This window comes from Iodobacter sp. BJB302 (assembly GCF_002735645.1).
Classification (GTDB): Bacteria; Pseudomonadota; Gammaproteobacteria; order Burkholderiales; family Chitinibacteraceae; genus Iodobacter.
The window spans coordinates 1-25,482 of record NZ_PDZG01000042.1 but is presented as its reverse complement, the minus strand read 5'-3'; the positions used below and the strand labels follow the sequence as shown (position 1 = coordinate 25,482).

At 49.4% G+C, this 25,482-nt stretch carries 27 protein-coding genes and 4 tRNA genes; 17 read left to right on the top strand and 14 right to left on the bottom strand.

Going from position 1 to position 25,482, the window contains the following annotated elements; all coding sequences use genetic code 11:
• Window positions 1–156 precede the first annotated feature (156 nt).
• Window positions 157–1,914, top strand: coding sequence for an ATP-binding protein (locus CSQ88_RS14000; protein ID WP_099398710.1), 1,758 nt, complete (start codon window positions 157–159; stop codon window positions 1,912–1,914).
• 68 nt (window positions 1,915–1,982) lie between these two features.
• Here the strand turns inward: CSQ88_RS14000 and CSQ88_RS13995 are convergent, their stop codons facing one another.
• A complete protein-coding gene (locus CSQ88_RS13995) occupies window positions 1,983–2,771 on the bottom strand; it encodes a hypothetical protein (protein ID WP_099398709.1) in 789 nt (262 codons plus the stop codon).
• 312 nt (window positions 2,772–3,083) lie between these two features.
• Entirely contained in the window at window positions 3,084–4,898 is a 1,815-nt protein-coding gene (locus CSQ88_RS13990) for a DUF2813 domain-containing protein (RefSeq protein WP_180273663.1), read from the bottom strand.
• Window positions 4,899–4,926: 28 nt separating this feature from the next.
• On the opposite strand from CSQ88_RS13990, the gene CSQ88_RS13985 reads away from it, so the two are divergent.
• The 11 genes from CSQ88_RS13985 (at window position 4,927) to CSQ88_RS13935 (ending at window position 13,839) form a co-directional block, all read left to right on the top strand.
• Window positions 4,927–6,237, top strand: coding sequence for an oligosaccharide flippase family protein (locus CSQ88_RS13985; RefSeq protein WP_180273662.1), 1,311 nt, complete (start codon window positions 4,927–4,929; stop codon window positions 6,235–6,237).
• A gap of 205 nt (window positions 6,238–6,442) precedes the next feature.
• Window positions 6,443–7,480, top strand: coding sequence for a glycosyltransferase family 2 protein (locus CSQ88_RS13980; RefSeq protein WP_099398707.1), 1,038 nt, complete (start codon window positions 6,443–6,445; stop codon window positions 7,478–7,480).
• 159 nt (window positions 7,481–7,639) lie between these two features.
• Window positions 7,640–8,764, top strand: coding sequence for a glycosyltransferase (locus CSQ88_RS13975; protein ID WP_099398706.1), 1,125 nt, complete (start codon window positions 7,640–7,642; stop codon window positions 8,762–8,764).
• Between the two features lie 310 nt (window positions 8,765–9,074).
• Window positions 9,075–9,920 carry a 23S rRNA (adenine(2030)-N(6))-methyltransferase RlmJ gene (locus CSQ88_RS13970; RefSeq protein ID WP_099398705.1) on the top strand — a complete coding sequence of 282 codons (846 nt, stop codon included), beginning with the start codon at window positions 9,075–9,077 and terminating at the stop codon, window positions 9,918–9,920.
• A gap of 79 nt (window positions 9,921–9,999) precedes the next feature.
• Complete coding sequence (locus tag CSQ88_RS13965) at window positions 10,000–10,269, top strand: TfoX/Sxy family protein (RefSeq protein ID WP_099398704.1); 270 nt, start codon at window positions 10,000–10,002, stop codon at window positions 10,267–10,269.
• Between the two features lie 70 nt (window positions 10,270–10,339).
• Window positions 10,340–10,906, top strand: a complete 567-nt coding sequence (locus CSQ88_RS13960) for a sigma-70 family RNA polymerase sigma factor (protein WP_099398703.1) — start codon at window positions 10,340–10,342, stop codon at window positions 10,904–10,906.
• A gap of 125 nt (window positions 10,907–11,031) precedes the next feature.
• On the top strand, window positions 11,032–11,208 hold the full coding sequence (locus CSQ88_RS13955) for a zf-HC2 domain-containing protein (RefSeq protein WP_099398702.1): 177 nt from the start codon (window positions 11,032–11,034) through the stop codon (window positions 11,206–11,208).
• A 145-nt stretch (window positions 11,209–11,353) separates the two neighbouring features.
• Window positions 11,354–11,620 carry a DUF2282 domain-containing protein gene (locus CSQ88_RS13950; protein ID WP_099398701.1) on the top strand — a complete coding sequence of 89 codons (267 nt, stop codon included), beginning with the start codon at window positions 11,354–11,356 and terminating at the stop codon, window positions 11,618–11,620.
• A 10-nt stretch (window positions 11,621–11,630) separates the two neighbouring features.
• A complete protein-coding gene (locus CSQ88_RS13945; RefSeq protein ID WP_099398700.1) occupies window positions 11,631–12,467 on the top strand; it encodes a DUF692 domain-containing protein in 837 nt (278 codons plus the stop codon).
• Entirely contained in the window at window positions 12,464–13,186 is a 723-nt protein-coding gene (locus CSQ88_RS13940) for a DNA-binding domain-containing protein (RefSeq protein WP_099398699.1), read from the top strand. The genes CSQ88_RS13945 and CSQ88_RS13940 overlap by 4 nt, the downstream gene beginning before the upstream one ends.
• 167 nt (window positions 13,187–13,353) lie before the next feature.
• Complete coding sequence (locus CSQ88_RS13935) at window positions 13,354–13,839, top strand: DoxX family protein (RefSeq protein ID WP_099398698.1); 486 nt, start codon at window positions 13,354–13,356, stop codon at window positions 13,837–13,839.
• Window positions 13,840–14,002: 163 nt separating this feature from the next.
• On the opposite strand, the gene CSQ88_RS13930 is transcribed toward CSQ88_RS13935, so the two are convergent.
• The 11 genes from CSQ88_RS13930 to CSQ88_RS13880 all read right to left on the bottom strand — a co-directional run bounded on the left by CSQ88_RS13930 (window position 14,003) and on the right by CSQ88_RS13880 (window position 19,720).
• Window positions 14,003–14,515, bottom strand: coding sequence for a hypothetical protein (locus CSQ88_RS13930; RefSeq protein WP_099398697.1), 513 nt, complete (start codon window positions 14,513–14,515; stop codon window positions 14,003–14,005).
• Window positions 14,516–14,528: 13 nt separating this feature from the next.
• The gene (locus CSQ88_RS13925) at window positions 14,529–15,305 is read right to left on the bottom strand and encodes an MBL fold metallo-hydrolase (RefSeq protein WP_099398696.1); all 777 of its coding nucleotides are present in this window, start codon (window positions 15,303–15,305) and stop codon (window positions 14,529–14,531) included.
• Window positions 15,302–16,072, bottom strand: coding sequence for a TatD family hydrolase (locus CSQ88_RS13920; protein ID WP_099398695.1), 771 nt, complete (start codon window positions 16,070–16,072; stop codon window positions 15,302–15,304). The genes CSQ88_RS13925 and CSQ88_RS13920 overlap by 4 nt, the downstream gene beginning before the upstream one ends.
• A gap of 257 nt (window positions 16,073–16,329) precedes the next feature.
• Window positions 16,330–16,695, bottom strand: coding sequence for a PilZ domain-containing protein (locus CSQ88_RS13915; RefSeq protein ID WP_099398694.1), 366 nt, complete (start codon window positions 16,693–16,695; stop codon window positions 16,330–16,332).
• Window positions 16,692–17,711 (bottom strand): DNA polymerase III subunit delta', encoded by a 1,020-nt coding sequence (holB, locus tag CSQ88_RS13910; RefSeq protein WP_218963093.1) that lies wholly within the window; start codon window positions 17,709–17,711, stop codon window positions 16,692–16,694. Before holB ends, CSQ88_RS13915 begins: the two co-directional genes overlap by 4 nt.
• Before the next feature lie 13 nt (window positions 17,712–17,724).
• Window positions 17,725–18,351, bottom strand: a complete 627-nt coding sequence (gene tmk / locus CSQ88_RS13905) for a dTMP kinase (RefSeq protein WP_099398693.1) — start codon at window positions 18,349–18,351, stop codon at window positions 17,725–17,727.
• 112 nt (window positions 18,352–18,463) lie between these two features.
• A tRNA-Glu gene (locus CSQ88_RS13900) sits at window positions 18,464–18,538 on the bottom strand.
• A gap of 9 nt (window positions 18,539–18,547) precedes the next feature.
• Window positions 18,548–18,624: transfer RNA gene (locus CSQ88_RS13895), tRNA-Arg, on the bottom strand.
• Between the two features lie 20 nt (window positions 18,625–18,644).
• Window positions 18,645–18,720: transfer RNA gene (locus CSQ88_RS13890), tRNA-Glu, on the bottom strand.
• 47 nt (window positions 18,721–18,767) lie between these two features.
• A tRNA-Ala gene (locus tag CSQ88_RS13885) sits at window positions 18,768–18,843 on the bottom strand.
• 73 nt (window positions 18,844–18,916) lie between these two features.
• Complete coding sequence (locus CSQ88_RS13880; protein ID WP_099398692.1) at window positions 18,917–19,720, bottom strand: outer membrane protein assembly factor BamD; 804 nt, start codon at window positions 19,718–19,720, stop codon at window positions 18,917–18,919.
• Here CSQ88_RS13880 and rluD point away from each other — a divergent pair.
• From rluD to CSQ88_RS13855, 5 genes are all read left to right on the top strand, one after another.
• Window positions 19,719–20,768: a 23S rRNA pseudouridine(1911/1915/1917) synthase RluD gene (rluD, locus tag CSQ88_RS13875; RefSeq protein ID WP_099398691.1), complete on the top strand. Its 1,050-nt coding sequence runs from the start codon at window positions 19,719–19,721 to the stop codon at window positions 20,766–20,768. The genes CSQ88_RS13880 and rluD overlap by 2 nt on opposite strands.
• Window positions 20,755–21,513 (top strand): peptidoglycan editing factor PgeF, encoded by a 759-nt coding sequence (pgeF, locus tag CSQ88_RS13870; protein ID WP_099398690.1) that lies wholly within the window; start codon window positions 20,755–20,757, stop codon window positions 21,511–21,513. Before rluD ends, pgeF begins: the two co-directional genes overlap by 14 nt.
• A gap of 43 nt (window positions 21,514–21,556) precedes the next feature.
• Entirely contained in the window at window positions 21,557–22,450 is an 894-nt protein-coding gene (locus tag CSQ88_RS13865; protein WP_099398689.1) for a ZIP family metal transporter, read from the top strand.
• A 284-nt stretch (window positions 22,451–22,734) separates the two neighbouring features.
• Window positions 22,735–24,801, top strand: a complete 2,067-nt coding sequence (locus tag CSQ88_RS13860) for a carbon starvation CstA family protein (RefSeq protein WP_099398688.1) — start codon at window positions 22,735–22,737, stop codon at window positions 24,799–24,801.
• Window positions 24,794–25,015 (top strand): YbdD/YjiX family protein, encoded by a 222-nt coding sequence (locus CSQ88_RS13855; protein WP_099398687.1) that lies wholly within the window; start codon window positions 24,794–24,796, stop codon window positions 25,013–25,015. Before CSQ88_RS13860 ends, CSQ88_RS13855 begins: the two co-directional genes overlap by 8 nt.
• A 124-nt stretch (window positions 25,016–25,139) precedes the next feature.
• Here the strand turns inward: CSQ88_RS13855 and CSQ88_RS13850 are convergent, their stop codons facing one another.
• Window positions 25,140–25,325 (bottom strand): hypothetical protein, encoded by a 186-nt coding sequence (locus CSQ88_RS13850; protein ID WP_099398686.1) that lies wholly within the window; start codon window positions 25,323–25,325, stop codon window positions 25,140–25,142.
• Window positions 25,326–25,482 lie beyond the last annotated feature (157 nt).

Here is a 25,482-nt window from a genome sequence, read left to right as displayed (position 1 = left end):
GCCAGCAACTGCGACAGCCATGCACCAGCAAACGCTTAAATCTTGTGTAATTTAATGCTTGTGTTAAATTAAGCATAAAATGATCTAAATTGCATCGTTACCAGCCTGTAGCCGGTAAAACACGATGGCCCAAAAACGCTTTTAAAGCCTGCATCCATGCAAATTAACGACCCTGCCGTATTGCAACGAACCACAGCGCTTAGCTACCGCAATGCTCACAACGGGCAAATTATCGGCATTATTGCGGCCTGCATCTTATTTATTGCACACCGGGATGACCACTCTCTTTTCATTTTATCGGGCTGGCTGATACTAAGCTGCAGCCTTGCGGTTTATCGCCTCACTATTTTTAAAAAATATCAGCAAGCCCCTGCAGCTCGCCACTTTACTTATTGGCGAAAAGTGCACTTGCTGGGCGTTGCTGCAACAGGCGTGATTTGGTGTTCTGGTGGCATTTATTTCATGCTGACCAGCAGCATCTTACTGAATATGTTTACCGCCTTTGTTTTCTCAGGCTTAGTCGTGGGCTCCCTGCCCATCTTAGGCCCTATGATTCCTGCAATGCGTATTTATGCAGGCCTGATGATGCTGCCAATCATCATTAATGCCTGTGTACAACCTACGCAAATGGATTTAACCCTAGGCGGAATGAGTTTATTCTTTTTATTCACGCTGATGAAAAGCGCACGCTCCTATCACGATACGATTGTTGAAAGCCTTATTTTAGAATTAGATCAGACACGCCTTGCCGAAGATTTAGCCAAAGCCAGAAATGATGCCGAGCTTGCCAATCGGGCAAAAAGTGAATTTATTGCCAATGTCAGCCATGAAATTCGCACCCCTATGAATGGCATTTTAGGTATGGCGCACTTATTAGAACAAAGCCCGCTTTCCCCTCTGCAAAAAGAAACCGTAGGCGTCATTTGTAATTCAGCCGATTTACTATTAGAGCTGGTGAACGACGTACTCGACTTATCCAAAATGGAGGCCAATTGCCTCACCATTCATAAAAGACCAATTGATTTATCTGTGCTGCTTCAAGAAGCGCAGCAAATGTTCAAACTGGCTGCCAGCAATAAAGGTTTAAAGCTAACACTGGATTACCAGGGAGACCCCGATATTGTGGTCTTGGGGGATGGCTTGCGCCTGAGGCAGGTATTAGTCAATTTACTGGGGAATGCCATTAAATTTACCAACCACGGGCAAGTGGTTTTACATGTAAAAGCACAATTACAGCAATCTGATTACCATATAGATTTCACCGTTATTGACAGCGGAATCGGTATTTCAGCAGACCGCTTACCGCATATATTTGAAGCTTTTGTACAAGCCGATGGCTCTTCTACACGGGAATACACGGGCACAGGGCTTGGCCTGACTATTGCACGCCGTTTAGTTAAAGCCATGGGGGGTGAATTAATAGCTCATAGTGAACAACGTATTGGCTCTCAATTTAAGTTTTCACTGACGCTTCCTCAAGGCATTATGCCTGATGCTAATACGCAAGTTACTGATACACAAACACAGCCACGTAAATTGCGTGTATTACTGGCTGAAGATAATCCAACCAACCGCCTGGTGGCGACACGCTTATTAGAAAATGACGGGCATACCGTATTCAGCGCAGCGAATGGCCAATTAGCCTTAGACTTTCTTGCCAAAGAAAAAGTTGATCTGGTTTTAATGGATATGCAAATGCCAGAAATGGATGGCTTAGAAGCCACCCGCTTTATCCGCGCTCAGGAGCAAGCCAACCCGTCAGGCAAACGCCTGCCTATTATGGCACTCACCGCAAATGCTTTAGAAGAAGACAAACAATTGTGTATTAATGCAGGGATGGATTTATTTTTAACTAAACCATTGCGGCCTGCTTTATTAAAACAAGCACTGGCGGAGTTAATAGAAGCCATGTAAGCAGGCACAATTTATGCCCGCACGCTACCGCCTGCAACTAACTCCCCTGCATTGACTTTTTCAAACACTTATTTAGCGGCGGTTTGATCAGGATATTGAATTTCAAAAAGAGTATCATCCGGATATTTGTCATTATCTAAAGGAATTCTAAAATATATTTTTCCTTTATCTTCGCTCAGCTCTACTTTCTCCCTCTTTCCAGCATATACCGCAATCAGTTCATTCGATTTGTGTGGTAATTCACGAACCAGATGAATCAAACTTGAACGACATGGATCAATAGCTAATAGCGCAGTTCTGGCAAGAAATGACAAGCTGTCTTTATTTATCGCCACCATCACTTCACACTGCAAACGCATATCTCCCATCCGCCATGCATTTTCTGATGAATTCGCACTTAATATACGCGCAGACCAGCGATAACCTTTAGGCTTATTCAATACCAACTCTGCTTTTTTATCCGCCAATGCCTGATCCCTTGGCAGGACAAACGTGCCATCCTCAGCAATGGGTACGGCAATTGAACTTCCTTCATCTTCGATTCGCAAAGCCAGCCCGGGAATAAGAGCCCTGCCTTTTTCTGGCCTGATAATAAATTTTAACGGCGCAGTAGGTGCATGATATTTAAATTTTTCATAAGCATCCATTCCCTTAAGCATACTTGCATAGGGTTTCCAATCTGCGTCTTTTATCCCACTTGTCGTCACCGCATCCAGCTTAATGGCTTCCGTCTCGGAGGCCGTTTCTGAGGCATAAAGAGCCGAAGATAATAATAGTGGCGATATAGCAATTATTCTTTTAAAAAATATATTCATCGATACTTCCCATATAAAAGCCGCATAAAGGGCTGGCCACATAAAAAGCCATTATTTAAAAATGAGATTTGTTAAAAATAATGCAGATATGTAGAGAATTAAATCAGGGAAACAATCATTCTCAGCAATCCTGGCTAAGTTATTACACGCACAAACACCGGTCAATATTTATTTGTCATTAATTTGTAAATCAATGTATAAAAATTGGAAAAAATCCAAATACAACTTTTTAAGACGATTGCCAATATATAGAGTAATCAGCGGCCTCGACACATCAAAAATATTTTTTCTCCTCGTCCTCTATAATCTTCCTGTTTCAAGATTTAAGTTTAAAAACCAAACCTCCGCTAAGCCTTATTCGCTATAGCTCGCCAGCTGCTGCAAGGTATCAAACATCTGCTGCAGCTCTTGCGGGATAGCTTCTGCCCCAGCAATTTCCGCTGCTTCAGCAATTTCCAGTGCCATGCCTGGCTTGGAATGAAAGCGCAGCGCGCGCTGAATAATTTCTTCATCTGGGCGCGGCGGTGCGGCGTCCATTGCAGCTTGGTGCCAGTGATTCAGCGGGCCGCGAGGTTTGGCGGCGTTGCGGTAAGTATCGGCAAAGCCGTTATCCCATAAATAATGCTCAATATCACGGCTGGCCAGTGCGGTGATATGCAGGGCGTCGGGCCGGTCATTCAGCAGGCTTCTGGCCTTGGCAATATAACGCTGGCCCGCTTCATCGCCATCGGCAATTAAATGCCAGACTATCCCTAAGCGATCGGCAAATTTGATCAGCGGCGTTAAGCCTGCCTGGGCAAACTCGACGCAGCGTATGCCCTCCACAGGAAAATTCACGCCGTAAATTCGCGCCAGCTCAGGCATCAGCCAAAACTCGGTTTCGCCCTCTACCAGTAACCAAACACGGGCAAACATGCTGCTGGCGCGATTGGCGCGGATATGAAACGCCACTTTACGCGCGTCGCTGGCCGATAAAGCCTGCTCCCCAACCTGATATACGTGCACATGCTGATGCCGGCGTACCAGACGGCGTAAGGCCTGATGGGGAAAACTGGCCAGCAAATCGCCATGATTAGTGGTAATCAGTTTTTGCAATGGCAATTGCTCGATCAGACCCCACATCATTGCCAGCTGAATCGGGTGTAAATGCGTTTCCGGATCTTCCATCAATAAAATCGGATGCGCCCCCTGCTGTAAGGGCAAATCACCACGGGCATTAATCAAGGCCCCCAATAGCATCAACAATGCTACCCGCCGCTGGCTTGATCCGGCCCGCCCGGCAATATCCAGCAGGCTGTCATCATCACGCAAATTAAATGGCGTGCTGGCAATTTGCTTGGCCAGGCGTTGCAGGGGCACGGGCGCTTGCAGCAGCTCGGCATGCTCTGACAAAAACTGCTCTACGGCATCCAGGCCTTGAGTCAGCTCCTGCGGGTGTAGCTGATGTGGCAGAGTAAGGATGCGCTCGAATACGGCGCGCACCGCGGCGGAAGCAGGCTGAGGCGAATCTTCACTGCGGTTTTTTTGCGCGAGACGCGGATGCTCTAACCAATCGGTGAGCTGCATATCGCGAAAACGCAGCACCGGATGATGGCGAATCAGCAATACCGCCAGCTGATCACTGGCCGCGTGTTGCCGCTCCGCGCCCTGTGCATCAATAAAACTGCGGTGGCTGCGCACCTCGCCATGGCCATAACGCTCGGCAGAGAAACGCAAAGCCAGCCACGGCCTGCCTTCGTCATCCTGCCAGCTTAAATCTTGCAAAGCGGGGTCGGGCAGCGGCTCATCGCTTGTGCCACAGAAAAAAAGCGTGATATTTAAACGCCGCGCAATCGTCGCCCGCGTATTGGCTACGCGGTGAAAATCTTCATGGGTAAACAGTGCATCCAGCGGCACTGCCTCGCTCAGGCAGCGGGTTAGCGCGGTAATCAGGCTGGTCTTGCCCCAGTTGTTTTCGCCAAACAGCGCGGTGCGTTCCCGCTCCAGGCTTAAATCAATCTGGCTGATGCCCCGAAAATTGGTGATTTGTAAGCGTAATAAATGCATTACCTGCTTCCACTCGATGCTTTTATGAAAGCGTACACCAAGTTCTACCCTGCTGATTTTAAATATTGTGAGTGTCGTATTGCCAAGCATGAACACCATAAAGCCCACACGTCTGCGGTACAATCTCTGCCCCCGCATCCAGAAACGCATCATGTCGCCAGACTCCCGCCTTAAATCCAATATCTTTGCCCTCTATGCTGTGCAGGGGCTGAACTACCTGGTGTCTTTTGTTACCTTTCCTTTCTTGCTTGTGCAATTAGGTACGGAAGGCTTTGGAGTGATGAATTTTGCCTTTGCTTCCATCCAGTACGGCGTTTTGCTGACTGATTTTGGCTTTAATTTATCAGCGGTGCGCGATGTGGCTCAGGCCAGGGATAATCCCCGGGAAGCGGCAAGAATTTTCTGGCGGGTGACCTGGGCTAAAACGCTGCTGATGATGGCATCCAGCCTGATCTTGCTGGTGCTGACTTTTGCACTGGGTAGCTGGCAGCAACACGCCAGTATCTTTTTATGGAGCCAGCTGTATATCGTCAGCTCGGTGCTTTTTCCAATTTGGTATTTCCAGGGCCAGGAGAAGCTGCAGCTTGCGGCGGGCTTAATGGTATTTGCCCGCGCCTTAACGCTGGGCTTTTTATTACTATGGGTAAGCGGGCCGCAAGACCTGGCGCTGGCGGTGATTTTGCAGGCCACGCCACAAATTTTAGCCGGATTGTTATGGTGGTTTACCGGCTGGGGCGTGCCAAAACCAGAATGGGTGCGTGTGCAATGGCACGAATTAAAAGGCGCGCTGCGCGCAAGCTGGCCGTTTTTCCTTTCGGCGATTTCCACCAGCCTTTACACCACCTCCACCACAGTTTTACTGGGTATGTTTGCCGCGCCGCTGCAAGTAGGCTTGTTTGCAGCCGCTAACAAGCTGGTTTATATCGCCCAAGGCCTGATCGGCCCCTTGGTGCAAGCAACCTATCCGCGCATTGCCCAGCTGGCGGTCAAAGATAAACCCGCAGCAATCCAACTGATCAAAAAAGCCTTTCGCATCCAAGGCGCAGTGGGCCTCGTCATGACGCTGGCGCTGGCGCTGTTTTTACCGCTGCTCACCCCACTTTGTGTCCAACTCTTTGGCGCGGATTTCGGCTTATCCCGTGCATTTTTGGCGCTGAATAATTCACAAGACGTAATGGTCTGGCTATCGCCAGTGATTTTACTCGGTGCTTTGTCTCTGGTTTACGGTCAGCAAACCCTGCTGGTGTTCGGCTTTGAGCGCTATTTCAGCCGTGTGCTGGTGGCGGCTGGCTTACTGAATGTGGCTTTAATGTGCTGGTGGGTGCCGGGTTCCACCTACGGCGGCTTACGCGCGGCACAAAGCGTGCTGACAGTTGAAGCCTTTATTGTGCTGGCGTTTTGGTGGCAAGCACGAAAAATCCATGCGGAGCATGGTGGCTTAGGCCAAGGGAAAAATGAATAAAAACGAGTACTCCCTGTGCAAAACCCTAACCTTTAACCACGGAGGAAAAGGAGAACACAGAGGGCCACGGAGAAAAACATACGCAAGGTTTTCTCTGTGAAACTCCGTGTCCTCTGTGCCCTCTGTGGTTAAAGATTTGGGTTTTATGCTAAGCACAGCCAGAGCATAAGCCACTAATGTACGCATCAAATGTATTGAGATAAAAATGAGTTTTTCCCCTAAAGTCAGCTTTGTTCTGCCCTGCTACAACTCTGCTGCATATTTACAAGAAACGCTGGATTCAATCAGCGCCCAGAGTTTTACTGATTTTGAATGTATCGCTACAGACGATGGCTCAAGTGATGCCACGCTGGCAGTTTTGCAAGCGCACGCGGCAAAAGATGCCCGCTTCTCTATTATCACTAGAGAAAATCGTGGTCTGATTGCTACGCTTAACGAAGCGATAGCCCAGGCGCAGGGCGAGTGGATTGCCCGCATGGATGCGGATGATATTTGCGATCCGCAGCGGATTGAAAAACAACTCCAGCGCCTGAACGACACCCAAGCCGATATATGCGGCAGCTGGATTCGTTTTTTTGGCGACAAAAGCGGCGAGTGGATGACGCCGGTCAGTGATGGTGCAATCAAGGCCATGCTGCTGTTTAACCCGGCCTTTGCCCACCCCAGCGTGATTGCCCGTACGGCGCTGCTCAAAGCGCATCCTTATTCACCGCACGCGGTGCATGCCGAAGATTACGCGCTGTGGTGCGAGCTGGCGCAGGCAGGTGCAACCTTTACTACGGTACCGGAAGTGCTGCTGAGCTACCGCTGCCACGCCGGGCAAATCACCCAAAGTAAGAAGGATCAGCTGCGTGCCACCGCGCAAATTATCCGCAGCAAATACGCCCGCTTCGCCCTGCCTGCTGCCATGCAAAAACATGCAGGCCGCTTTGTAGAGCTGGCCGAACCCGCCCGCCAGCTCAGCCGTGCTGAATTTGACTGGATGTGTGATTTTTATCTGCAACTGGCAGAGGCTTGGCCAGCAAGCCGCAGCCCGCTGGGTGAAGTATGGATCGATACCCTGCAACGCACTTCCGGGGTTAATCTGTTTCTGCTGGGCAAGGTACAGGCCTTAAATAAAGCCCTGCCGCCACCTGCCAGTGAAATGGGCAAACTAAAGCGCCAAAGAATCCGCTGCGTAATCGGTGATAGGGCTTGGCAGTTGATTAAAAAATTCAACAGAACAGACAAACCCAAACCTTGAACCACGGAGGAAAAGGAGAGCACGGAGAGCCACGGAGAAAAGCATAATTAGTAAGGTTTCCTCCGTGAAACTCCGTGTCCTCTGTGCTCTCTGTGGTTCAAGATTTGGGTTTACCCCCCCAGCAAATTGCTGCCATTTTTTACCTATTAAAAGGCCGTCATGAAAATTGTATTTTTTGTCCGTGATCTGGGCCTGGGTGGCGTAGAGCGTTGTGTGGCGCTGGTGTCTGAAGGGCTGATTGCGCGCGGCATGGACGTCAGCATTGTGATGCTGGGCGGCAATCGCAATCTGTGGGCTGCACGTACCGGCCAGGCCAGGGTGATCGATTTATCCGGCACCTGGCAGGGCAAAAAACCATGGACCTGGCTGGCTGGCTGGCGCGCGGCAAGGCAGCAGATTAAAGACACCGATATCCTCATTCCCGCCACTTTTTTAATGCCGCTGTATATGGCCTATGCCGTTACGCGTGGTTTAAAAACGCGGGTCATTGGCTGGGTGCACGGGCCGCTGTTTGAGCTGGACCAGTTCGCCACCATGAACCCGATTCATCGCAGGGCTTGCCAATATATCTACCGGCGCTTAAATGAACTGGTGTTTGTATCCGAACACGCAAGGGATTCGCTGGCGCGCTGGTTAAAGCAGCCGATTGCTGAGGGCTGGCAAGTTCTGCCTAATTTTGTGGATGAAGAACAGCACAAAGTTTATCCGGAGAAAATGGCCAGCCACACGCTGCAACTACTGTTTGTGGGCCGTATTGCCGAAGAAAAACAGCCTCATCTGTGGCTGGAAACTTTAGAGTGCCTGAATAAAAAAGGCATCCCTGCCAGGCTTACCGTAGTGGGCGACGGCCCGCTGGAAGACTGGCTAAAAAACACCAGTAAAGCGAGGCAGCTTGATAAACAAATCAGCTTCGCAGGCCACCAAAGCAATGTGGGTGATTACCTCGCCGCTGCCGATGTGCTGCTATTGACTTCCAGCTTTGAAGGCTGCCCCTTGGTGGTGTTAGAGGCCATGCCACTGGGTGTGGTCGTGGCATCCACCAATGCAGGTGGGGTTTATGAGCTATTTGGCAAAAGACGTAGCGAGTTTGTCGTCGAAACCGCAAGCGGAGAAGCACTGGCAGAACTCATTTCCACACAACGCCGCCCTGAGCTGTCCATATGGCTGAAACAGCGGGCAAAACATTATTCATCCGGGCAGATCCTGCAACAATGGATGACGCTTTGCCTTGCTCCATCCCCGACAAAGCTAAAGTCTGCAGATACAGAGAGCACGGGGTTGTAAGGCAGAACACAGAGAAAACAAGAGTTCAAGATTCTGTACAGAGAAGCGGAAGTCACCTCCGCATGCAAAAAAACCCAAGTCTTAAAACACGGAGGACACAGAGAACGCGGAGTTTCACGGAGAAAACCTTGCTTTAATGATGTTTTTCTCCGTGCCACTCCGTGTTCTCCTTTTCTCCGTGGTTTAAGGTTTGGGTTTTGAGTAAGGTCTTGGTTTCTACGCGGTGTACTAGATAATGAATCGGATACATCGGTGTTCTTTGTGGTTCAAGATTTAGCATTTTTAAAAATTTTCAAATAAAGAGATTGTTATGCTTAGCTACCGCCACGCTTTTCATGCCGGCAACCATGCCGATGTGCTGAAGCATTATATTCAAACGCAGATTTTGTCTTACTTTAATCAGAAAGATAAATCCTACTGGTATATCGACACGCATTCCGGCGCAGGGGTTTACTCGCTCACGGAAGGCTATGCCACTAAAAACGCCGAGTTTGAAAGCGGCATCGCCCGCCTGTGGGAGAGGGACGATTTACCTGAATCCATCGCCGAATATATGGATGTGGTGAAAGCGCTAAATCCTGATGGCAAACTGAACCTGTATCCTGGCTCGCCCTATGTGGCCGATCAGCTGCTGCGCCCTACCGATCGCTTGCGCCTGTTTGAATTGCACAGCTCGGATAGCAAAATTCTGAAAGAGAACTTCGCCGAGGCTGGCCGCCGTGTTGCAGTGATTGCGGGGGACGGCTTTGCAGGGATTAAAGCCGTGCTGCCACCGCCACCACGCCGTGGTGTAACGCTAATCGATCCGCCTTATGAAGACAAAAATGATTATGACTATGTGATCGATATGCTGCACGAAGCGCTCAGCCGCTTTGCCACCGGCACCTATGCCGTTTGGTATCCGCAGCTGCAACGTGCAGAATCCAAACAGCTGCCGGAAGAATTAAAAAAACTGGGTGTCAACAGCTGGCTGCATGTGGCACTCTCCGTCCAAAGCCCTTCTGCAGATGGCTTTGGTATGCACGGCAGTGGTATGTTTATCTTAAACCCGCCTTGGACACTGGCTAAAACACTCAGAGAAACCATGCCCTATCTGGTCAAAATCCTCGGCCAAGGCAAAGGCGCGAAGTATATTTTGGAAGAAAAAACCGCCTGATTGTGCAGCTTGAAATAAGCAGGCAGATAAGCATCCGGGGCTTAGCTGCCTGCAGAAACCAGCACCATGCGAGGACATCATGCGCCAAAAAATCAGCGATCTGGCGAACCTTGGCCCTCAGTCTCAAGCCATGCTTGAAGCTGCGGGCATCTGCTCGGTACAAGCCATTTATGACTTGGGATCAGTCCGTGCCTATCTGCAAGTTAAGCAAATGAATCCACATGCAAGCCTGAACTTACTCTACGCACTGGAAGGCGCTGTTTCTGGCCAGCCTTGGCAAACAGTGGCAAGGCTGCATAAAACCAGCCTGCTGCTGGCTTTAGAAAGCATGGCAAAACAATACAAATAAGAATTATTATCAAAACAAAAGATTAAGAAGCAATATATAATCAAACCCACAAACCTGCAGAGCAATCTTTATGGCTATTCGCATTGAAGACCTAGAGCCACTCAGAGATTATCTCTACCGTTTTGCGCTCTTCCAATTGCAGCACAGCAGCAGCGCCGAAGATGCCGTGCAGGAAACACTGCTGGCCGCACTGGAAAAGCCCGATTCCTTTAATGGACAATCGTCTTTAAAAACCTGGCTGACCGGCATTTTAAAATTCAAAATTATCGATACCCAGCGCCGTATCTACCGGGACCCGCTGCTGCTGGCCGCCACAGATGGTGAAGAAGACAGCAGCGATTTTGATGTGCTGTTTAATAAAACAGGCCATTGGGGATCAGATGCGCCAAGGCGCTGGGAAAAGCCCGAAGCCAGTCTGGAAGACAAACAATTTTGGGCTGTGTATGCACGCTGTAGTCAATTGATGCCAAAGCGCACCGCCATGGTTTTTGCAATGCGTGAAGAATTAGGCCTAGAGATTGAACATATTTGTCAGCAATTAGAGATTACCGCGACTAATTGTTCAGCCATGTTGTATCGCGCCCGGATGAGCTTGCGACTCTGCCTGGATAAAAACTGGTTTGGAAACACGCCATGATGAATCAGCACAAAGCCGCTATTTTATGAGCAACACTACAAACTGTAGCCACTCATGCTCAGCCTGAGAGATGGCACACGTATAAGTATGAAAATTTACTTAAAAAATGGGGTTGGAAACGCGCCATGATGAACTGCCGCCAGGCATCCATTTTATTATCCGCCCAACAGGATGGCCCACTGACGCTCAACCAGCGCTATCGCTTACGGCTACACCTGATGTTATGTAACAACTGTCGAAATTTTAATCGTCAACTACACTTTATGCGGGAAGCGGCTCGTGCACCTTCGCATTGGGAATAAACCTCATCCCATCGTTTTTTAGTCTGGCGGACAGGGGCTAAAAATATTTTTAAACTATTTTGTCAGATTTCAAACGCTGTTCCGACTCAGTAAGCAGGTGAAAACGCCACCAAGCAGTCTTTCTATCTCACAAGGAGCAATACCCATGAAAACATCCCTGATGCTGTCTTCCGCCCTGGCTGCCGTGATCGGCTGTGCCGCTATGAGTGCGAATGCTTCGCCCAGTGCCGAAGAAATGAAACAAATGGAAAAATGCTATGGCGTGGCCAAAGCAGGCCAAAACGACTGTGCAGCCAATGGGCATGCTTGTGCAGGCCAAAGTACCAAAGATCTGGATAAAGCCGAGTGGAAAGCCGTCAAAAAGGGTACATGCGAAAAAATGCAAGGCTCGCTGATGGCTCCTAAAACTTAAGGAAAGCATTATGACTACACTTCCCATTCAGGCCGGCCTTGGGCTTCGGTCTCCACATCTGGCCGAAGTGCTTGCCACGCGGCCCAATGTGGCATGGTGGGAAGTGCATAGTGAAAACTACTTTGGCGGCGGCGCAGCACCTGCCGCCTTAGAAAAAATCCGCCGCGATTATCCCGTCAGCCTGCACGGCGTAGGCTTAGGCCTTGGCAATGCCGAGCCGCCCGAAGCGCGGCATTTAACCCAACTTGCAGAATTAACCGAGCGCATCCAGCCTGCAGCTATTTCAGAGCATCTGGCATGGAACCGCTATGGCGATGTATGGTTTAACGATCTATTGCCTGTGCCGCGTTATGCCGGTGCGATTGATCACCTTTGCGCCCATATCGATCTGGTACAAAGCCGCTTAAAACGCATTATTTTGCTAGAAAACGTATCCAGTTATATCGCCTTTAGCGATGAAATGCTCAGCGAGGCCGAGCTGCTGGCCGAATTAGTGGCCCGTACCGGCTGCGGCCTCCTGCTTGATGTAAACAATATGCATGTGAACCAACTCAATCATGGCATCGATGCAAGGGCCGAGCTGGCAAGACTGCCCTTGCACCGCGTGGCCGAGATCCATGTAGCTGGTTTTGAGTATTGCGATGGCCTGGTGATCGACACCCACGGCGCACCCGTTTGCGATGCGGTTTGGAAGCTGCTGGATGACGCTCTCAAACTCACCGGCCCCAAACCTGTGCTGCTGGAGCGGGATACAAATCTGCCGCCGCTCTCTGGCCTGCTGGATGAATACGGCAAACTAAAGGCGCAAATTGCCCACCATCCGCACAGCATGGGGGCAATCGCATGAATTACCTTGCTACATTAAAAGACTTCAGCCAGATATATAAAAATACAGATTATCAGCCGCAATCAGTATTGACCCGCAGCCTGCCTTTTTTAGATGTGTATCGCAATAATACATGGGCCAACCGCAGCAATAATCTTGCGAATACCTACCCTACGGTAGTGGAATTAGTCGGAACAGAATTCTTTAGCGCCATGGCAAGGGTGTTCGTTGAAAACAGCGAATCGCATGCAGGTAATTTGCATCTGGATGGTGAAAGCTTTCCCGAATTTTTAAGCGAATTTCCACATGTCAGCGATTTGCCCTATTTAAGCGATGTGGCCATGCTGGATTGGGCCATTCATCAAGCCCATTACAGTGAGGATTGCAATTTTATTGCCATTGAAACGCTCGCCCTCTATACACCAGAGCAATTTGGCCAATTACGCCTTATTCTGCATCCTGCAGTCGCTATTGTTAAATCGGCAGTATGGCCTATTTACCAAATTTTAATGATGCACCACGGCGAAAAACCAGCCGATTTAAATGCAGGTGGCGAGCAGGTATGGGTATGGCGTGATCAGTGGCAACTCATCACGGCCAGCGATATGCTATTTTTAGAATGCCTGTTAAAAAACCAGAATATAGAAAGTGCCATGCTTGCCACCAAAGATGATGAATATGATGCCGGGCCAGTTTTAATTCAGCTATTCAGCCGTGGTTTGGTGTGCCAGATTAATTAATTAGTCCACCTGTGTTTGTATTTCATTCCCGCAGGTACGAAGCATACTGTTATTTATGCCAAAAAACAGGGCCTGCCTTTAATAAAAAAGCAGATATATAATTTTTAATTTGATTTCAGGCATTAAAACGACACTCATATTTCAAATCTATTTAACAGGTGATCGCCATGAAAAAACAACTCTGCAAACTCTACAGTGGCTATCGCTGTGCCGAATCATTATGCATACAATATTTAAGCCCGGTATTTAATCTTGGATTGCGCATTTATCTGGCTCAGGTGTTCTTTCTGTCTGGCCTGACTAAAATACGAAATTGGGATGGTACTTTATTTTTATTTAATTTTGAATATCAAGTACCATTTATCCCTCCAGAAATTGCCGCCATTATGGCCGCTGGGGGCGAGCTTATTCTGCCCGTATTACTGATTAGCGGCAGCTTAGGACGATTTGCAGCGGCGGGTTTATTTATACTGAATCTAATGGCGGTGATATCTTACCCAGCCCTGCTGCCCATCGCCCTTAAAGATCATTATCTCTGGGGCGCATTGCTCGCCGTATTAGCCATTTATGGCGCGGGAAAATGGTCGGTAGATGAATGGCTGAATCGACGTTGCCAAGCTGGTCAAATAGAATCTTTAAATTCCGGCCTCTGATACGCCTTAACACAGCCCACTTTATGGCGGGCTGATGTGATGCCCGGCAACATATAAGACATGTGCCAAGCTTACACCCGCCAATCAACACGAACCCGCTTAAAATTTAATGCAGATACTCTAAAAATTAAATAACTACAGCATGCACAAAAAATATAACCTTTTAATTTCCTTTTGTACACTTTGCAGATAAATATTTGGTGATTTGTAACTCGCCCTCTTCTTTACTTCTTATATCAGCTTCAACAGAACGCCTGTTTTTTGAAAACATAAAATAAACAGGAACACTGATTCTTCCAGCATCGACAATACACAGCAGCTCATTATCTGTTAAGCCCCGGCAATCATAAATTTTGCTTTCCGAGCGATGATCTTTAATTACCCCCTCCAGTGCATTTCCACTTTCGGGCATCGCCATGCTTAAAAGCAGCTGATTTCCTTTTTCATCCATCAAAGATTGCCCTTTGCATACCAGACCAGCAAAGCTCGCAAAATATTCATCCGCAGATTTAAAAATACTTTTAGTACTTTGCTTATTATCTGTTGAATCACCGGCATATATGAGCGGGCAATTAAATAAAATAGCTGCAGCCAATAAAATATTTTTCATCTTTTTCTCTTTAATTAATAGCGGATTGAAATGATTAAGCAGGCCAGCAAAAATTTCAGGTGGCATACGGCTTCAGTCCTTAAATGGCTCCGCTTACTAAGCGCATGCCATCGTATCCCACCACCATGCCCGCAGGTAATTCCTTGGATAGCGCCTGGTATTCCAGCTCGTGGGTCATATGGATCATTACGGTTTGCCTTGCGCCAATTTGCCTGGCGGCGGCAATGGCCTGATCCACAGAAAAATGCGTAGGGTGAGGCACGCGGCGCAGGCAGTCTAAGAAGACGATATCCAGGCCTTGCAGCTTAGCGATACTGGTCGCGGGGATTTCAGAGACATCGGTTAAATACGCCACATTACCGATGCGATAGCCCAGAATCGGCCATTTGCCGTGCATCAGGGGAATCGGCTCGATAGCAATGCCTGCAAATTCAAAAGTGCTGTCGCTTACGGGATGCAGGGTGAGTACCGGTTTATCCCAGAAATTATTAGGCGGAAACAGGGTATAGGGGAAGCGCTGGCGGATATGGTCGAGCATAAACTCGTTACCAAACACCGGAATGGCGGCTTTTTGCAGCCAGCAAAAAGCGCGAATATCGTCGATACCATTTAAATGATCGGCGTGTGGATGAGTGTAAAGCACCGCATCCACATGCAAAAGCTGCTCGCGTAGGGCCTGGTGGCGCAGATCAGGGCCAGTATCGATTAAAAACGTTTTACCACCGGCACGCAGCACGGCAGAGGCACGGGTACGGCTGTTTTTAGGGTTAGCCGAGGCGCAGGTCGGGCATGAGCAGCCCAGCGCTGGCGAGCCACCGCTGGAACCTACGCCCAGTAAAAGCGCCTCTACTTTCATACAGTGGCCCGGTGAAAGAGTTTAAAGAAATTAGCCGTACTGGCGTCCGCAATCTGATTCACGCTAATCCCGCGCAAATCAGCAATCGATTCAGCAACATGGCGCACCCAAGCGGGCTGGTTTTGCTTGCCACGGAACGGTACTGGCGCTAAATATGGCGAATCAGTTTCGATCAGCATTCTGTCTAAGGGCACTAAACGCGCCACTTCGTGCAACTCAACAGCTTTTTTGAATGAAACGATGCCGGAGAAAGAAATATAAAACCCCAGCTCCATCGCCTCCTGCGCCACTTCCCAGCTTTCGGTAAAGCAGTGTAAAACCCCGCCTACTTCAGCCGCGCCTTCTTCTTTGAGGATGCGAATCGTATCCTCACTTGAAGATCGGGTATGGATAATCAGCGGCAGGCCCGCTATTTTTGCGGCGCGGATATGCACTCTGAAGCGCTCACGCTGCCATTCTAAATCGCCTTGCAAGCGGTAGTAATCCAGCCCCGTCTCACCAATCGCCACTACTTTTTTGTGCAAAGCCAGCTCCACCAGCTGCTCTACCGTTGGCTCTGGCGTGTCTTCGTAATCCGGGTGCACTCCCACCGAAGCAAAGATATTAGCGTGTGCATCGGCAAGAGCTAATACCGAAGGCAGCTCTGGCAAATTTACGGCTACGCACAAAGCGTGTGTTACTTTATTTTCAGCCATCTTAGCCAAGTGCTGATCGATATTGGCGGCAAGATCTGGGAAATTAATATGGCAATGCGAATCAATAAACATAGGGACTTCGAGGCGATTAATAAGGTTTTTAATAAGAGCTAAGACATACAATAAACAAACTGATTAACAAAATTATTCAGTTAGCTTGGATAGAGAGCTAAACCTTGAACCACAGAGTAAAACGAGAACACAGAGGCCACAGAGAAAGCTATCAACTCTATCACCTCCTCTGTGAAACTCTGTGTCCTCCGTGTTCTCTGCGGTTCAAGATTTGGGTTTTTGTTCGCACTAGAGTACTTACCCTAAATCACGAACAATTACATCGTGTGCGTGGTGCGGGCAGATTGCAAATAGCCGCCCAGCAAGCCTTCAATCTTGGTTTTGGCCTGATTGCCCGCTTCATTGCCTGAGAACTTCACACCGATACCCTGCTGATGATTATTATTCGCGCCCTGAGGGGTAATCCAGACCACATTGCCCGAAACCGCAATTTTGGCCGGATCATCCAGCAGCGACAGCAGCATAAATACTTCATCGCCCAGTACATAGGCTTTATTGGTCGGAATGAAAATCCCGCCGCCTTTTACAAAAGGCATATAAGAAGCATATAAAGCGGCTTTTTCTTTAATATTCAGCGATAACACACCAGGACGGGAAACCGGTGCTTTGATAGGTTCACTCATTTTCTTCCTCTGCTGCTTTTGCCACGCAATGCATCTAAGTAAGCAAACAATAAAGATTCAAATACTAAGCGCTGATTCAAGGGGTGATGCGCTAGGCGCATGGCCTCGTTTAAGCGGTCAGTGTAATGAAAAAAGGCGGGCGATTGAGTTGCAATACGGCGTAAATCGCTGTCCCAATCTGGATAATAGCGAAGTTTGCCAGTCATTTTTATATTGATTAAATCATGCACCCATTTTTGCAGCCAGCTCACCACTAAAGACATCTCCAACTTCGCTTTTTCAAGCTCTGCGGCCACCGCCAGTACGTCTAAAACAGCCGGGTTAGCAATATGGGCTAAAAAGGCTTTCCGATTAGGGAGCCATTCAGCGCTGGCATCTTCTAAAGCGGCTAAGGGTGCGCCGCCAGTATGCGCCAGATGCAGCGCGGGGTTAACCACCTGCTGCTGCGCCAGCCATGCCATCGCCACCGTTTGATCAGGTGTTGCCATAGGAAACACACGGCAGCGGCTGCGTATGGTGGGCAATAAACGCCGCCAGTGATTTGAAACCAGAATAAACACAGCACCAGAGGGTGGTTCTTCCAGTGTTTTTAAAAACGCATTTGCAGCAGCAATATTTAATGCCTCTGCCGGATACACCAGGGTGACACGAATTCCGCGCCGATGCGCCGTCAGATTGACAAAATCGGCAAGATCGCGAATATCATCTACACCAATCACCTGAGATTTACGCTTAGGTTTAGCATCTTCACCCGCCTCTGCATCAGCATCTGCGGGGGAAACCAGGCGAAAGTCCGGATGATTCCCTGCCAGATACCAGCGGCAGCCATCGCATACGCCACATGGTGTTGTCGTTTTTGCACTGTCTTCACACAATAATAGCTGAGCCAGATATTCGGCAAAACGCCTCTTCCCTATCCCTTCCTCACCTGTGATCAGCAAGGCATGAGGCAAGCGGTCGATTTCGCGCATCAATTGTGACCAAGGTGCGGCTTGCCATGGGTAAAGTGTTTTCATCGTGGCACTCGCGTTAAAGGATGGCGCTCAGTATCTCTGCCAGCTCGGCTTGAATCTGCTCTAGGGTGCGATTGGCATCAATCACACGAATCCGCTCAGGCTCACTGGCCGCCCTTTCTAAATATGCGGCACGTACCCGCGCATGAAAATCGGCCGCTTCACGCTCAAACCGATCCAGTGCACGCCCGGCAGACATACGCTCCTGACTGACCGACAAGGGTACATCAAAAATTAAGGTTAAATCAGGTTGGATTTTATGTAGGCCGCTGCCCTGTACCCATTCTTCCAGAGCCAGAAATTTCTCACGCGGCAAGCCTCGCCCGCCGCCCTGATAGGCGTAGCTTGCATCGCTGAAACGATCGCAAAGCACCCATTCGCCGCGCTCTAATGCGGGCAAAATCACCTGAGCCAGGTGTTCACGCCGCCCGGCAAACATCAGCAGGGTTTCTGTCTCCAGATGCATGGGCTCAGTCAGGAGTAGTTCACGCAGTTTTTCGCCCAAAGCAGTGCCACCAGGCTCACGCGTCTGTACAAACGCTACGCCCTTTTGCGATAACCACTGTGCAATCCAGGCTAATTGAGTGCTTTTACCCGCGCCATCAATACCTTCTACCGAAAGAAAACGACCCAACGCTGTCATATTGATTGTGTTCCTGAAAAAGGAGAGCTTCCCGCCAGGATCTTACACGGGAAACCTTAAAGCTGAATTTTACAGACGAAAAAAAACCTGCCACATGGGCAGGTTTTTTAGATGGCGTTCCCACGGGGAATCGAACCCCGGCCGCCGCCGTGAAAGGGCAGTGTTCTAACCGCTAAACTATGGGAACATAAACTATTGGTGCGGCTGAAGAGATTCGAACTCCTGACCCTCTGGTTCGTAGCCAGATACTCTATCCAACTGAGCTACAGCCGCACGATAAAACTTTTAAATCATGGCGTTCCCACGGGGATTCGAACCCCGGTCGCCGCCGTGAAAGGGCAGTGTCCTAGGCCTCTAGACGATGGGAACATACTTCTTTAATCGTAAGCCATGCTGCTTTATGACTTACTTCAATCTGGTGGAGGTAAGCGGAATCGAACCGCTGACCTCTTGCATGCCATGCAAGCGCTCTACCAACTGAGCTATACCCCCCGAAAGAGATCCGAATATTACAGAGCAAATTTCAGCCTGTAAACCCCCAGATCGAAAATAAATTAAATATTTCTTACCAAGGTTTCCACCAGTCAGCATCGGAGAACAAAATACTCTCGTCCAGCACGGTGGTTTGCGGATAATTTTTAAACAACACTTTTTTTGCATCATCACGCAGCTCGACCAAACCAAGCTTATCGTAAGCCAGCGCCATAATGCCTAAAGCAGGCTCAACCTGCTTAGTGCCCGAATATGTTTCCAGTAAATATTTACCACGGTTTGCTGCCGCCAAAAATGCACCGCGGTTGTAATAGTACTTGGCTACATGTAATTCATGGCTGGCCAGAGCCCCCACCAGATAGCCCATCCGCACGGTTGAGTCGGCCGCATACTTACTATCAGGGAAACGTGTCACAAGCTGGCGGAAGGTATCGAATGATTCGCGGGCAGCCTTAGGATCGCGCTCTGACATATCCTGCTTGATCAGGCTGGACAAAAAGCCCTGCGCCTCATTAAAGTTAACCAAACCCTTTAAATAGTAAGCGTAATCAATGTTTGGATGCGCCGGATATTGCTTAATAAAACGGTCAATCGCCGCAAAAGCCAAGAGGGGTTCCTGGTTTTTATAATGGTTATAAGCCGTCTCAATTTGTGCCTGCTGAGCATGCCGACCATAGGGGAAACGCGCTTCTAACTTTTCAAACAGCTTGTTTGAACGATCAAAATTGCGGCTTTCCTGCTCTGCTTTTGCCTCTGTAAAAATCTTCTCAGCTGTCCAGCCACGGGTTTCATCCTGTTCATCAGGAGTGGATGCGCAAGCTGCCAATAATCCGGCAAGTACTGCAGAGACGATGAATCGCGGTAGAATCTTATTCATGATGCATTCCGAAAACGAATTAAACGATTATAACGACTTCGAGCAGGCGCGTGTCCTGACCGTGCCATCCGATTTGGCAGGGGAGCGCTTGGACGCTGCTTTAGCCAAGATGCTGCCCGAGTTTTCCCGTAACCGACTCTCAACATGGATCAAAGACGGCTTAGTCTTTCTTAACGGCAACCCTGCCGTCCCCAAAACAAAATTATGGGGTGGTGAAACGATTAGCGTCTTACCCCAACCCGAAGCAGATGAAAGTGCCTTTCAGCCTGAAGATATCGAATTAGATATTATTTACGAAGATGCTACCTTACTTGTGCTGAACAAAGCACCGGGGCTGGTTGTGCATCCTGGCACAGGCAATTGGACAGGCACTGTACTTAACGGCTTACTCCACCGCTACCCGGAGCTTAAAACCATTCCCCGCGCAGGCATCGTACACCGACTGGACAAGGATACCAGTGGGCTCATGGTAATTGCACGCACCTTAATGGCACAAAACAGCCTTGTACAACAATTACAAGCACGTACCGTTAAGCGCCACTATATGGCAATCGCCCAGGGTTTGCTTTCTAACGACGGAAAAGTAGACGCTCCAATTGGCCGCCATCCTAAAGAAAGAATCAAGATGGCAGTCGTCTACTCAGGCAAACATGCTGTAACGCATTACAAGATTCGTGAGCACTTTACAGCGCACACTCTGGTTGAATGCCAGCTTGAAACTGGCCGCACGCATCAGATTCGCGTACACATGGCCCACATTAACCACCCGCTTGCAGCCGACCCGATTTACGGCGGGAAACCCAGAATACACTCGCCAGAAGTCAGTATTGCGCTGAGTGAATTTGCACGGCAGGCATTACATGCCCGCAAACTGTCGCTTATTCACCCTGAAACGGGCAAAACCATGACCTGGAAAGCACCATTGCCAGAAGATATGGATATCCTGGTGAATGTACTGCGCTTAGACGCGGGCATGCTGGAAGAAGACTGGGACGACGATTGGGATGTTGACGACAGTGATTGCGAAGTCATGTATGTCCGTGAATAAACCTCTGCCCTCAATGTGGATCAGGCCGGACTGGCCTGCACCTGCCACGGTGCAGGCTATTTCGACCAGCCGCCAGGGAGGTGTCAGCAGCGCGCCCTGGGCGAGCCTCAACCTGGGAAACCATGTTGACGACTCGCCTGAGGCCGTTACCCGCAACCGGGCCATCGTGCGCCAGTATTTGCCTGCCAGCCCGGTTTGGCTGACGCAGGTACACGGTGTGCAGGTGGCAAATGCCGCTACTGCCTCTCAAAACACCGAAGCAGACGCCATCACAGCACACACGGCCAATGCAGTATGTGCTGTGATGACTGCAGACTGTCTGCCCGTCTTACTGTGTAATCAGGCAGGCACGGTAGTTGGCGCGGCTCATGCAGGCTGGCGCGGCCTTTGTAACGGTGTTATCGAAGCCACGATCCGGCAAATGCAAGCGCCTGCTGAAACACTGATGGCATGGCTGGGCCCGGCCATTGGGCCAGATGCGTTTGAAGTGGGAGATGAAGTCCGTACGGCATTTATAGCGCACGATCATCGCTCATCCGGCGCATTTAAACCCAGCCCAAACACAGGAAAATGGCTTGCCGATATTTATCTGCTTGCCAGACAAAGACTTCAGGCCAGCGGTGTAAATGCAATTTATGGTGGCGATTTTTGCACGGTTACAGATTCTGAGCGCTTCTTTTCTTACCGCCGTGATCAGCGCACAGGCCGTATGGCCAGCTTAATTTGGCTGACCGATGAATGCTGAAATGATACACTGTTGCATCTACAAATATTCTGAAAGTATTTAAATGAGTGTTCTTGCTTGGATTATGACCGCCAGCGTGGCGGGCAGCCTGCTGAGTGTGCTTGCTGCTGCGTGCATTGCCTACGCTGCGCGGCCCAGCTGGATTCCTAAATTAGTCAGCTTTGCGGTCGGGTCCCTACTTGCCGCATCCTTTCTGGAAATCCTTCCCCATGCCTTTGGTGAACATGATCACCGGCCCGCAGTTGTCCAAACGACAAACAGCGGCGGCCCGATCATTGCAGAGCCCAGCCATGAAGAACACGGGCATGCAGCAAGCCCGGCCCACGAAGAACACGCACAAAACCCCTCGGCATCAAGCATTTCTTTAACGCTGCTCGCAGGGATTCTGGCATTTTTTATTATGGAAAAACTCGTGATCTGGCGGCACTGCCATCACGAAGAATGTGAAGAATTAGAGCCGCACGAACACTCACACGGGCATGGCCACGGCCGCGCCGGGCTGATGATAATCATTGGTGATACCTTCCATAATTTTCTGGATGGCGCGCTGATTGCCGCAGCCTTTATGACCGATATTAACGTTGGGATAGCCACATCGCTGGCGATTATTGCACACGAAGTGCCGCAAGAAGTCGGCGATTTTATTGTGCTTTTGCATTCTGGCTATAGCAAAACCAAGGCTTTGCTGCTTAATGCAATGTCCTCTCTTGCCGCGCTGATTGGTGCACTCCTGGCTTACTGGTCGCTGCAAACGGTGACTCACTGGCAGCCTTACCTGCTGGCGCTGGGCGCATCCAGCATGATTTATGTCGCCATTGCCGACCTCATCCCTGGCCTGCATAAACGCCCTCAGCTAAAAGATACCGCTCAGCAGGTAACACTGATTCTTGCAGGGGTAGGGTTTATTGCTGTGCCGCACTTTTTATTTCCGCACTAATCCGCCGTATTGCGTGGCCGGGGCACAAATGTGCTTCAGTCACGCCCCTCAGCAATACCCAATCTTCTGATACCCTCCAAAATCACAACAGCCCCGTGCAAGCCATGGGATAGCGCCTGAGCGCTCTATTCACAGCTATTTGAAACAAAATTCAGGCATATTCTTGTAAAGATCCCATTTTTAACTGACCACTAGGGAAAGCACCTATGGGACGATCACTTGCATCGTTTCATCATGAGCCACACCGTAAGTTATTCAAAAAAAACAGTAATCAAGGGACGATGATGAATCATTTTAAAAAATGGGGGGTCTGGCTGCTGGTTGCACTGGGCGGTGCGTTCTCCTTTGCCATGCTGGCGCTTAGCCGCGGAGAGCATGTCAACGCAGTCTGGCTGGTCTTAGCTGCCATCTCCTGCTACAGCATTGCTTACCGCTTTTACTCCAAATTTATCGCCGAAAAAATATTCGAGCTCGATGACAACCGCCCTACTCCGGCCCAACGCCGCAATGATGGCCTAGACTATGTGCCCACCAATAAATGGGTGTTATTTGGCCATCACTTTGCCGCCATTGCCGGTGCAGGCCCTTTAGTTGGGCCAATTCTGGCGGCACAAATGGGCTTTTTGCCCGGCACCATCTGGATTCTGGTCGGCGTAATGCTGGCAGGAGCAGTGCAGGATTTCTTAGTTTTATTTATTTCTACCCGCCGCGACGGGCGTTCCTTAGGCGAAATGGCCAAGCAGGAATTAGGTGCATTTGCTGGTGTGATTGTGATGCTGGGTGCGCTGGGCGTGATGATTATTATTCTGTCTGCCCTGGCCTTGGTCGTTGTAAAAGCCCTGGCTGAAAGCCCTTGGGGCGTATTCTCAATTGCCGCAACCATTCCTATTGCACTGTTTATGGGCGTCTATATGCGCTATCTGCGCCCGGGGCATATTGGCGAAATTTCGCTGATTGGCTTTGTACTGATGATGGCGGCGATTGTATTTGGTGGCGATATTGCAGCCAATCCGGAATGGGCACCGCACTTTACCATGCGTGGCACGGAGCTGACCTGGGCACTGATTATTTACGGCTTTATTGCCTCGGTATTGCCGGTGTGGCTGCTCTTAGCACCCCGAGATTACCTGTCTACTTTCTTAAAAATTGGTGTGATTGCGGGCCTTGCAGTGGGGATTGTCTTTGCCGCTCCCGAATTAAAAATGCCTGCCGTCAGCCGTTTTATTGATGGCAGCGGCCCGGTTTTTGCCGGCAGCCTGTTCCCCTTTCTGTTTATCACCATTGCTTGCGGTGCAATCTCTGGCTTTCACGCCTTAGTGGCATCAGGGACCACGCCTAAGCTAATCGAGAAAGAAAGCCATATCCGCATGATTGGCTATGGCTCGATGCTAATGGAATCGTTTGTGGCTCTGATGGCGCTGATTTGTGCCTCTGTGCTGGAGCCGGGCGTGTATTTCGCCATGAACTCTCCTGCAGCACTGATTGGCACCACGGTAGAAAGCGCATCGCAAGTGATTAATGGCTGGGGTTTTGTTATTACGCCAGAGTATCTGGCACAAATTGCCAAAGATGTAGGCGAGCACTCGATTCTGTCCCGTGCCGGTGGCGCTCCTACCTTTGCCGTAGGTATGGCGCATATCATCAGCACCATTACCGGCAGCACGGCCATGATGGGCTTTTGGTATCACTTTGCAATCTTGTTTGAAGCACTCTTTATTCTGACTGCCGTCGATGCAGGCACACGGGCTTGCCGCTTTATGGTGCAGGATACCGTGGGTGTATTTATTCCTGCCATGGCAAAAAGCCAATCTTGGGTTGGTAATTTAATCGGCACTGCTGTAGCGGTTTCAGGCTGGGGTTTCTTTGTTTATCAGGGCGTGACTGATCCGCTGGGCGGGATCAACACGCTGTGGCCGCTGTTTGGGATTGGCAACCAGATGCTCGCTACGATGGCGCTGCTGCTTGGTACGGTAGTTATCTTTAAGATGAAAAAACAGCGCTATGCCTGGGTCACCATTTTGCCAACCATCTGGTTGTTTATCACCTCAATGACAGCTGGCTGGCAAAAGATCTTTCATGAGAATCCTAAAATCGGCTTTTTGGCACAGGCAAAACGCTTTAATACCGCCATTAGCGACGGCACACTGCTTGCTCCGGCCAAGAGCATTGCAGACATGGAAAGGATTGTGTTTAACAATCAGATCAACACGGCCCTTTGCGCCTTCTTTATGCTGGTTGCCATGACCATGCTGGTGGCGGCCATTATTCAAATCCGCAAAGCACTAAGTAATAAAAATATCTCGGTGCATGAAACTGGCGGGCCATTAGTCAGCGAGGCAAGCCATGCTTAAGTTTCTAAAACCCGGCTCCGCTTTCAGAAGCAATGCTTATAAGGTGGTGCAAACCTGCCGTCTGATGGTGGGCGTGCATGATTATGAAAATTATCTGGCACATATGCAGGCCCACCACCCGGAATTACCCGCTAAAACGCGCAAAGAGTTTTATCAATACTGCCTTGAAGCGCGCTTTCCGGGTGCAGGGAAAATCAGCAAATGCCCTTGCTAGTTTTTTGAGCGGGCAAACAAAAAAACCAGAGTCTGATGACTCTGGTTTTTTTACATTGGCTTTTTTGCATTCAGATACGGGTCTGTGCAGGCCTCAGGCAAGAAAATGGCGAATTTTATACGCCCTACAGGTCTTCCTCTTCTTCCCGCTTACGCTCCTTCACAATCTGCTTACCACGCTTAAGCCAGATAAGAATCACGGTGGGCATGAAGCCAAAGATGAAGAAAACAAGCAAACCTTTGGCGATGCTGCCCATCACGATAGAAAACATCATCACCACGTATAAATAGCCAATCAAAATAATATACATAGTGCATCCAATCAAAAAAAGCCCCGTTTCTGAACTGCACCCCAAAAGTTGGACACCCGTCCATATTTTTGGGGTGTTTTTATGTCCAAGTACTCAACGCAATTCAAGCTCTCTGTCGTTCAGCAATATTTAACTGGCGAAGCGGGTATCAAAACGA

What these genes read in the sequence shown, in the direction of transcription:
- CSQ88_RS13915 (WP_099398694.1), bottom strand. Translation starts at nt 16,695, where the DNA reads ATGAGTGAACCTATCAAAGCACCGGTTTCCCGTCCTGGTGTGTTATCG.
- CSQ88_RS13950 (WP_099398701.1), top strand. Translation starts at nt 11,354, where the DNA reads ATGAAAACATCCCTGATGCTGTCTTCCGCCCTGGCTGCCGTGATCGGC.
- CSQ88_RS13860 (WP_099398688.1), top strand. Translation starts at nt 22,735, where the DNA reads ATGAATCATTTTAAAAAATGGGGGGTCTGGCTGCTGGTTGCACTGGGC.
- CSQ88_RS13965 (WP_099398704.1), top strand. Translation starts at nt 10,000, where the DNA reads ATGCGCCAAAAAATCAGCGATCTGGCGAACCTTGGCCCTCAGTCTCAA.
- CSQ88_RS13930 (WP_099398697.1), bottom strand. Translation starts at nt 14,515, where the DNA reads ATGCCACCTGAAATTTTTGCTGGCCTGCTTAATCATTTCAATCCGCTA.
- CSQ88_RS13850 (WP_099398686.1), bottom strand. Translation starts at nt 25,325, where the DNA reads ATGTATATTATTTTGATTGGCTATTTATACGTGGTGATGATGTTTTCT.
- CSQ88_RS13920 (WP_099398695.1), bottom strand. Translation starts at nt 16,072, where the DNA reads ATGTTTATTGATTCGCATTGCCATATTAATTTCCCAGATCTTGCCGCC.
- CSQ88_RS13880 (WP_099398692.1), bottom strand. Translation starts at nt 19,720, where the DNA reads ATGAATAAGATTCTACCGCGATTCATCGTCTCTGCAGTACTTGCCGGA.
- CSQ88_RS13945 (WP_099398700.1), top strand. Translation starts at nt 11,631, where the DNA reads ATGACTACACTTCCCATTCAGGCCGGCCTTGGGCTTCGGTCTCCACAT.
- CSQ88_RS14000 (WP_099398710.1), top strand. Translation starts at nt 157, where the DNA reads ATGCAAATTAACGACCCTGCCGTATTGCAACGAACCACAGCGCTTAGC.
- CSQ88_RS13955 (WP_099398702.1), top strand. Translation starts at nt 11,032, where the DNA reads ATGATGAACTGCCGCCAGGCATCCATTTTATTATCCGCCCAACAGGAT.
- CSQ88_RS13935 (WP_099398698.1), top strand. Translation starts at nt 13,354, where the DNA reads ATGAAAAAACAACTCTGCAAACTCTACAGTGGCTATCGCTGTGCCGAA.
- CSQ88_RS13855 (WP_099398687.1), top strand. Translation starts at nt 24,794, where the DNA reads ATGCTTAAGTTTCTAAAACCCGGCTCCGCTTTCAGAAGCAATGCTTAT.
- pgeF (WP_099398690.1), top strand. Translation starts at nt 20,755, where the DNA reads ATGTCCGTGAATAAACCTCTGCCCTCAATGTGGATCAGGCCGGACTGG.
- CSQ88_RS13865 (WP_099398689.1), top strand. Translation starts at nt 21,557, where the DNA reads ATGAGTGTTCTTGCTTGGATTATGACCGCCAGCGTGGCGGGCAGCCTG.
- CSQ88_RS13985 (WP_180273662.1), top strand. Translation starts at nt 4,927, where the DNA reads ATGTCGCCAGACTCCCGCCTTAAATCCAATATCTTTGCCCTCTATGCT.
- CSQ88_RS13960 (WP_099398703.1), top strand. Translation starts at nt 10,340, where the DNA reads ATGGCTATTCGCATTGAAGACCTAGAGCCACTCAGAGATTATCTCTAC.
- holB (WP_218963093.1), bottom strand. Translation starts at nt 17,711, where the DNA reads ATGAAAACACTTTACCCATGGCAAGCCGCACCTTGGTCACAATTGATG.
- CSQ88_RS13980 (WP_099398707.1), top strand. Translation starts at nt 6,443, where the DNA reads ATGAGTTTTTCCCCTAAAGTCAGCTTTGTTCTGCCCTGCTACAACTCT.
- CSQ88_RS13995 (WP_099398709.1), bottom strand. Translation starts at nt 2,771, where the DNA reads ATGTGGCCAGCCCTTTATGCGGCTTTTATATGGGAAGTATCGATGAAT.
- CSQ88_RS13975 (WP_099398706.1), top strand. Translation starts at nt 7,640, where the DNA reads ATGAAAATTGTATTTTTTGTCCGTGATCTGGGCCTGGGTGGCGTAGAG.
- tmk (WP_099398693.1), bottom strand. Translation starts at nt 18,351, where the DNA reads ATGACAGCGTTGGGTCGTTTTCTTTCGGTAGAAGGTATTGATGGCGCG.
- CSQ88_RS13940 (WP_099398699.1), top strand. Translation starts at nt 12,464, where the DNA reads ATGAATTACCTTGCTACATTAAAAGACTTCAGCCAGATATATAAAAAT.
- CSQ88_RS13925 (WP_099398696.1), bottom strand. Translation starts at nt 15,305, where the DNA reads ATGAAAGTAGAGGCGCTTTTACTGGGCGTAGGTTCCAGCGGTGGCTCG.
- rluD (WP_099398691.1), top strand. Translation starts at nt 19,719, where the DNA reads ATGATGCATTCCGAAAACGAATTAAACGATTATAACGACTTCGAGCAG.
- CSQ88_RS13970 (WP_099398705.1), top strand. Translation starts at nt 9,075, where the DNA reads ATGCTTAGCTACCGCCACGCTTTTCATGCCGGCAACCATGCCGATGTG.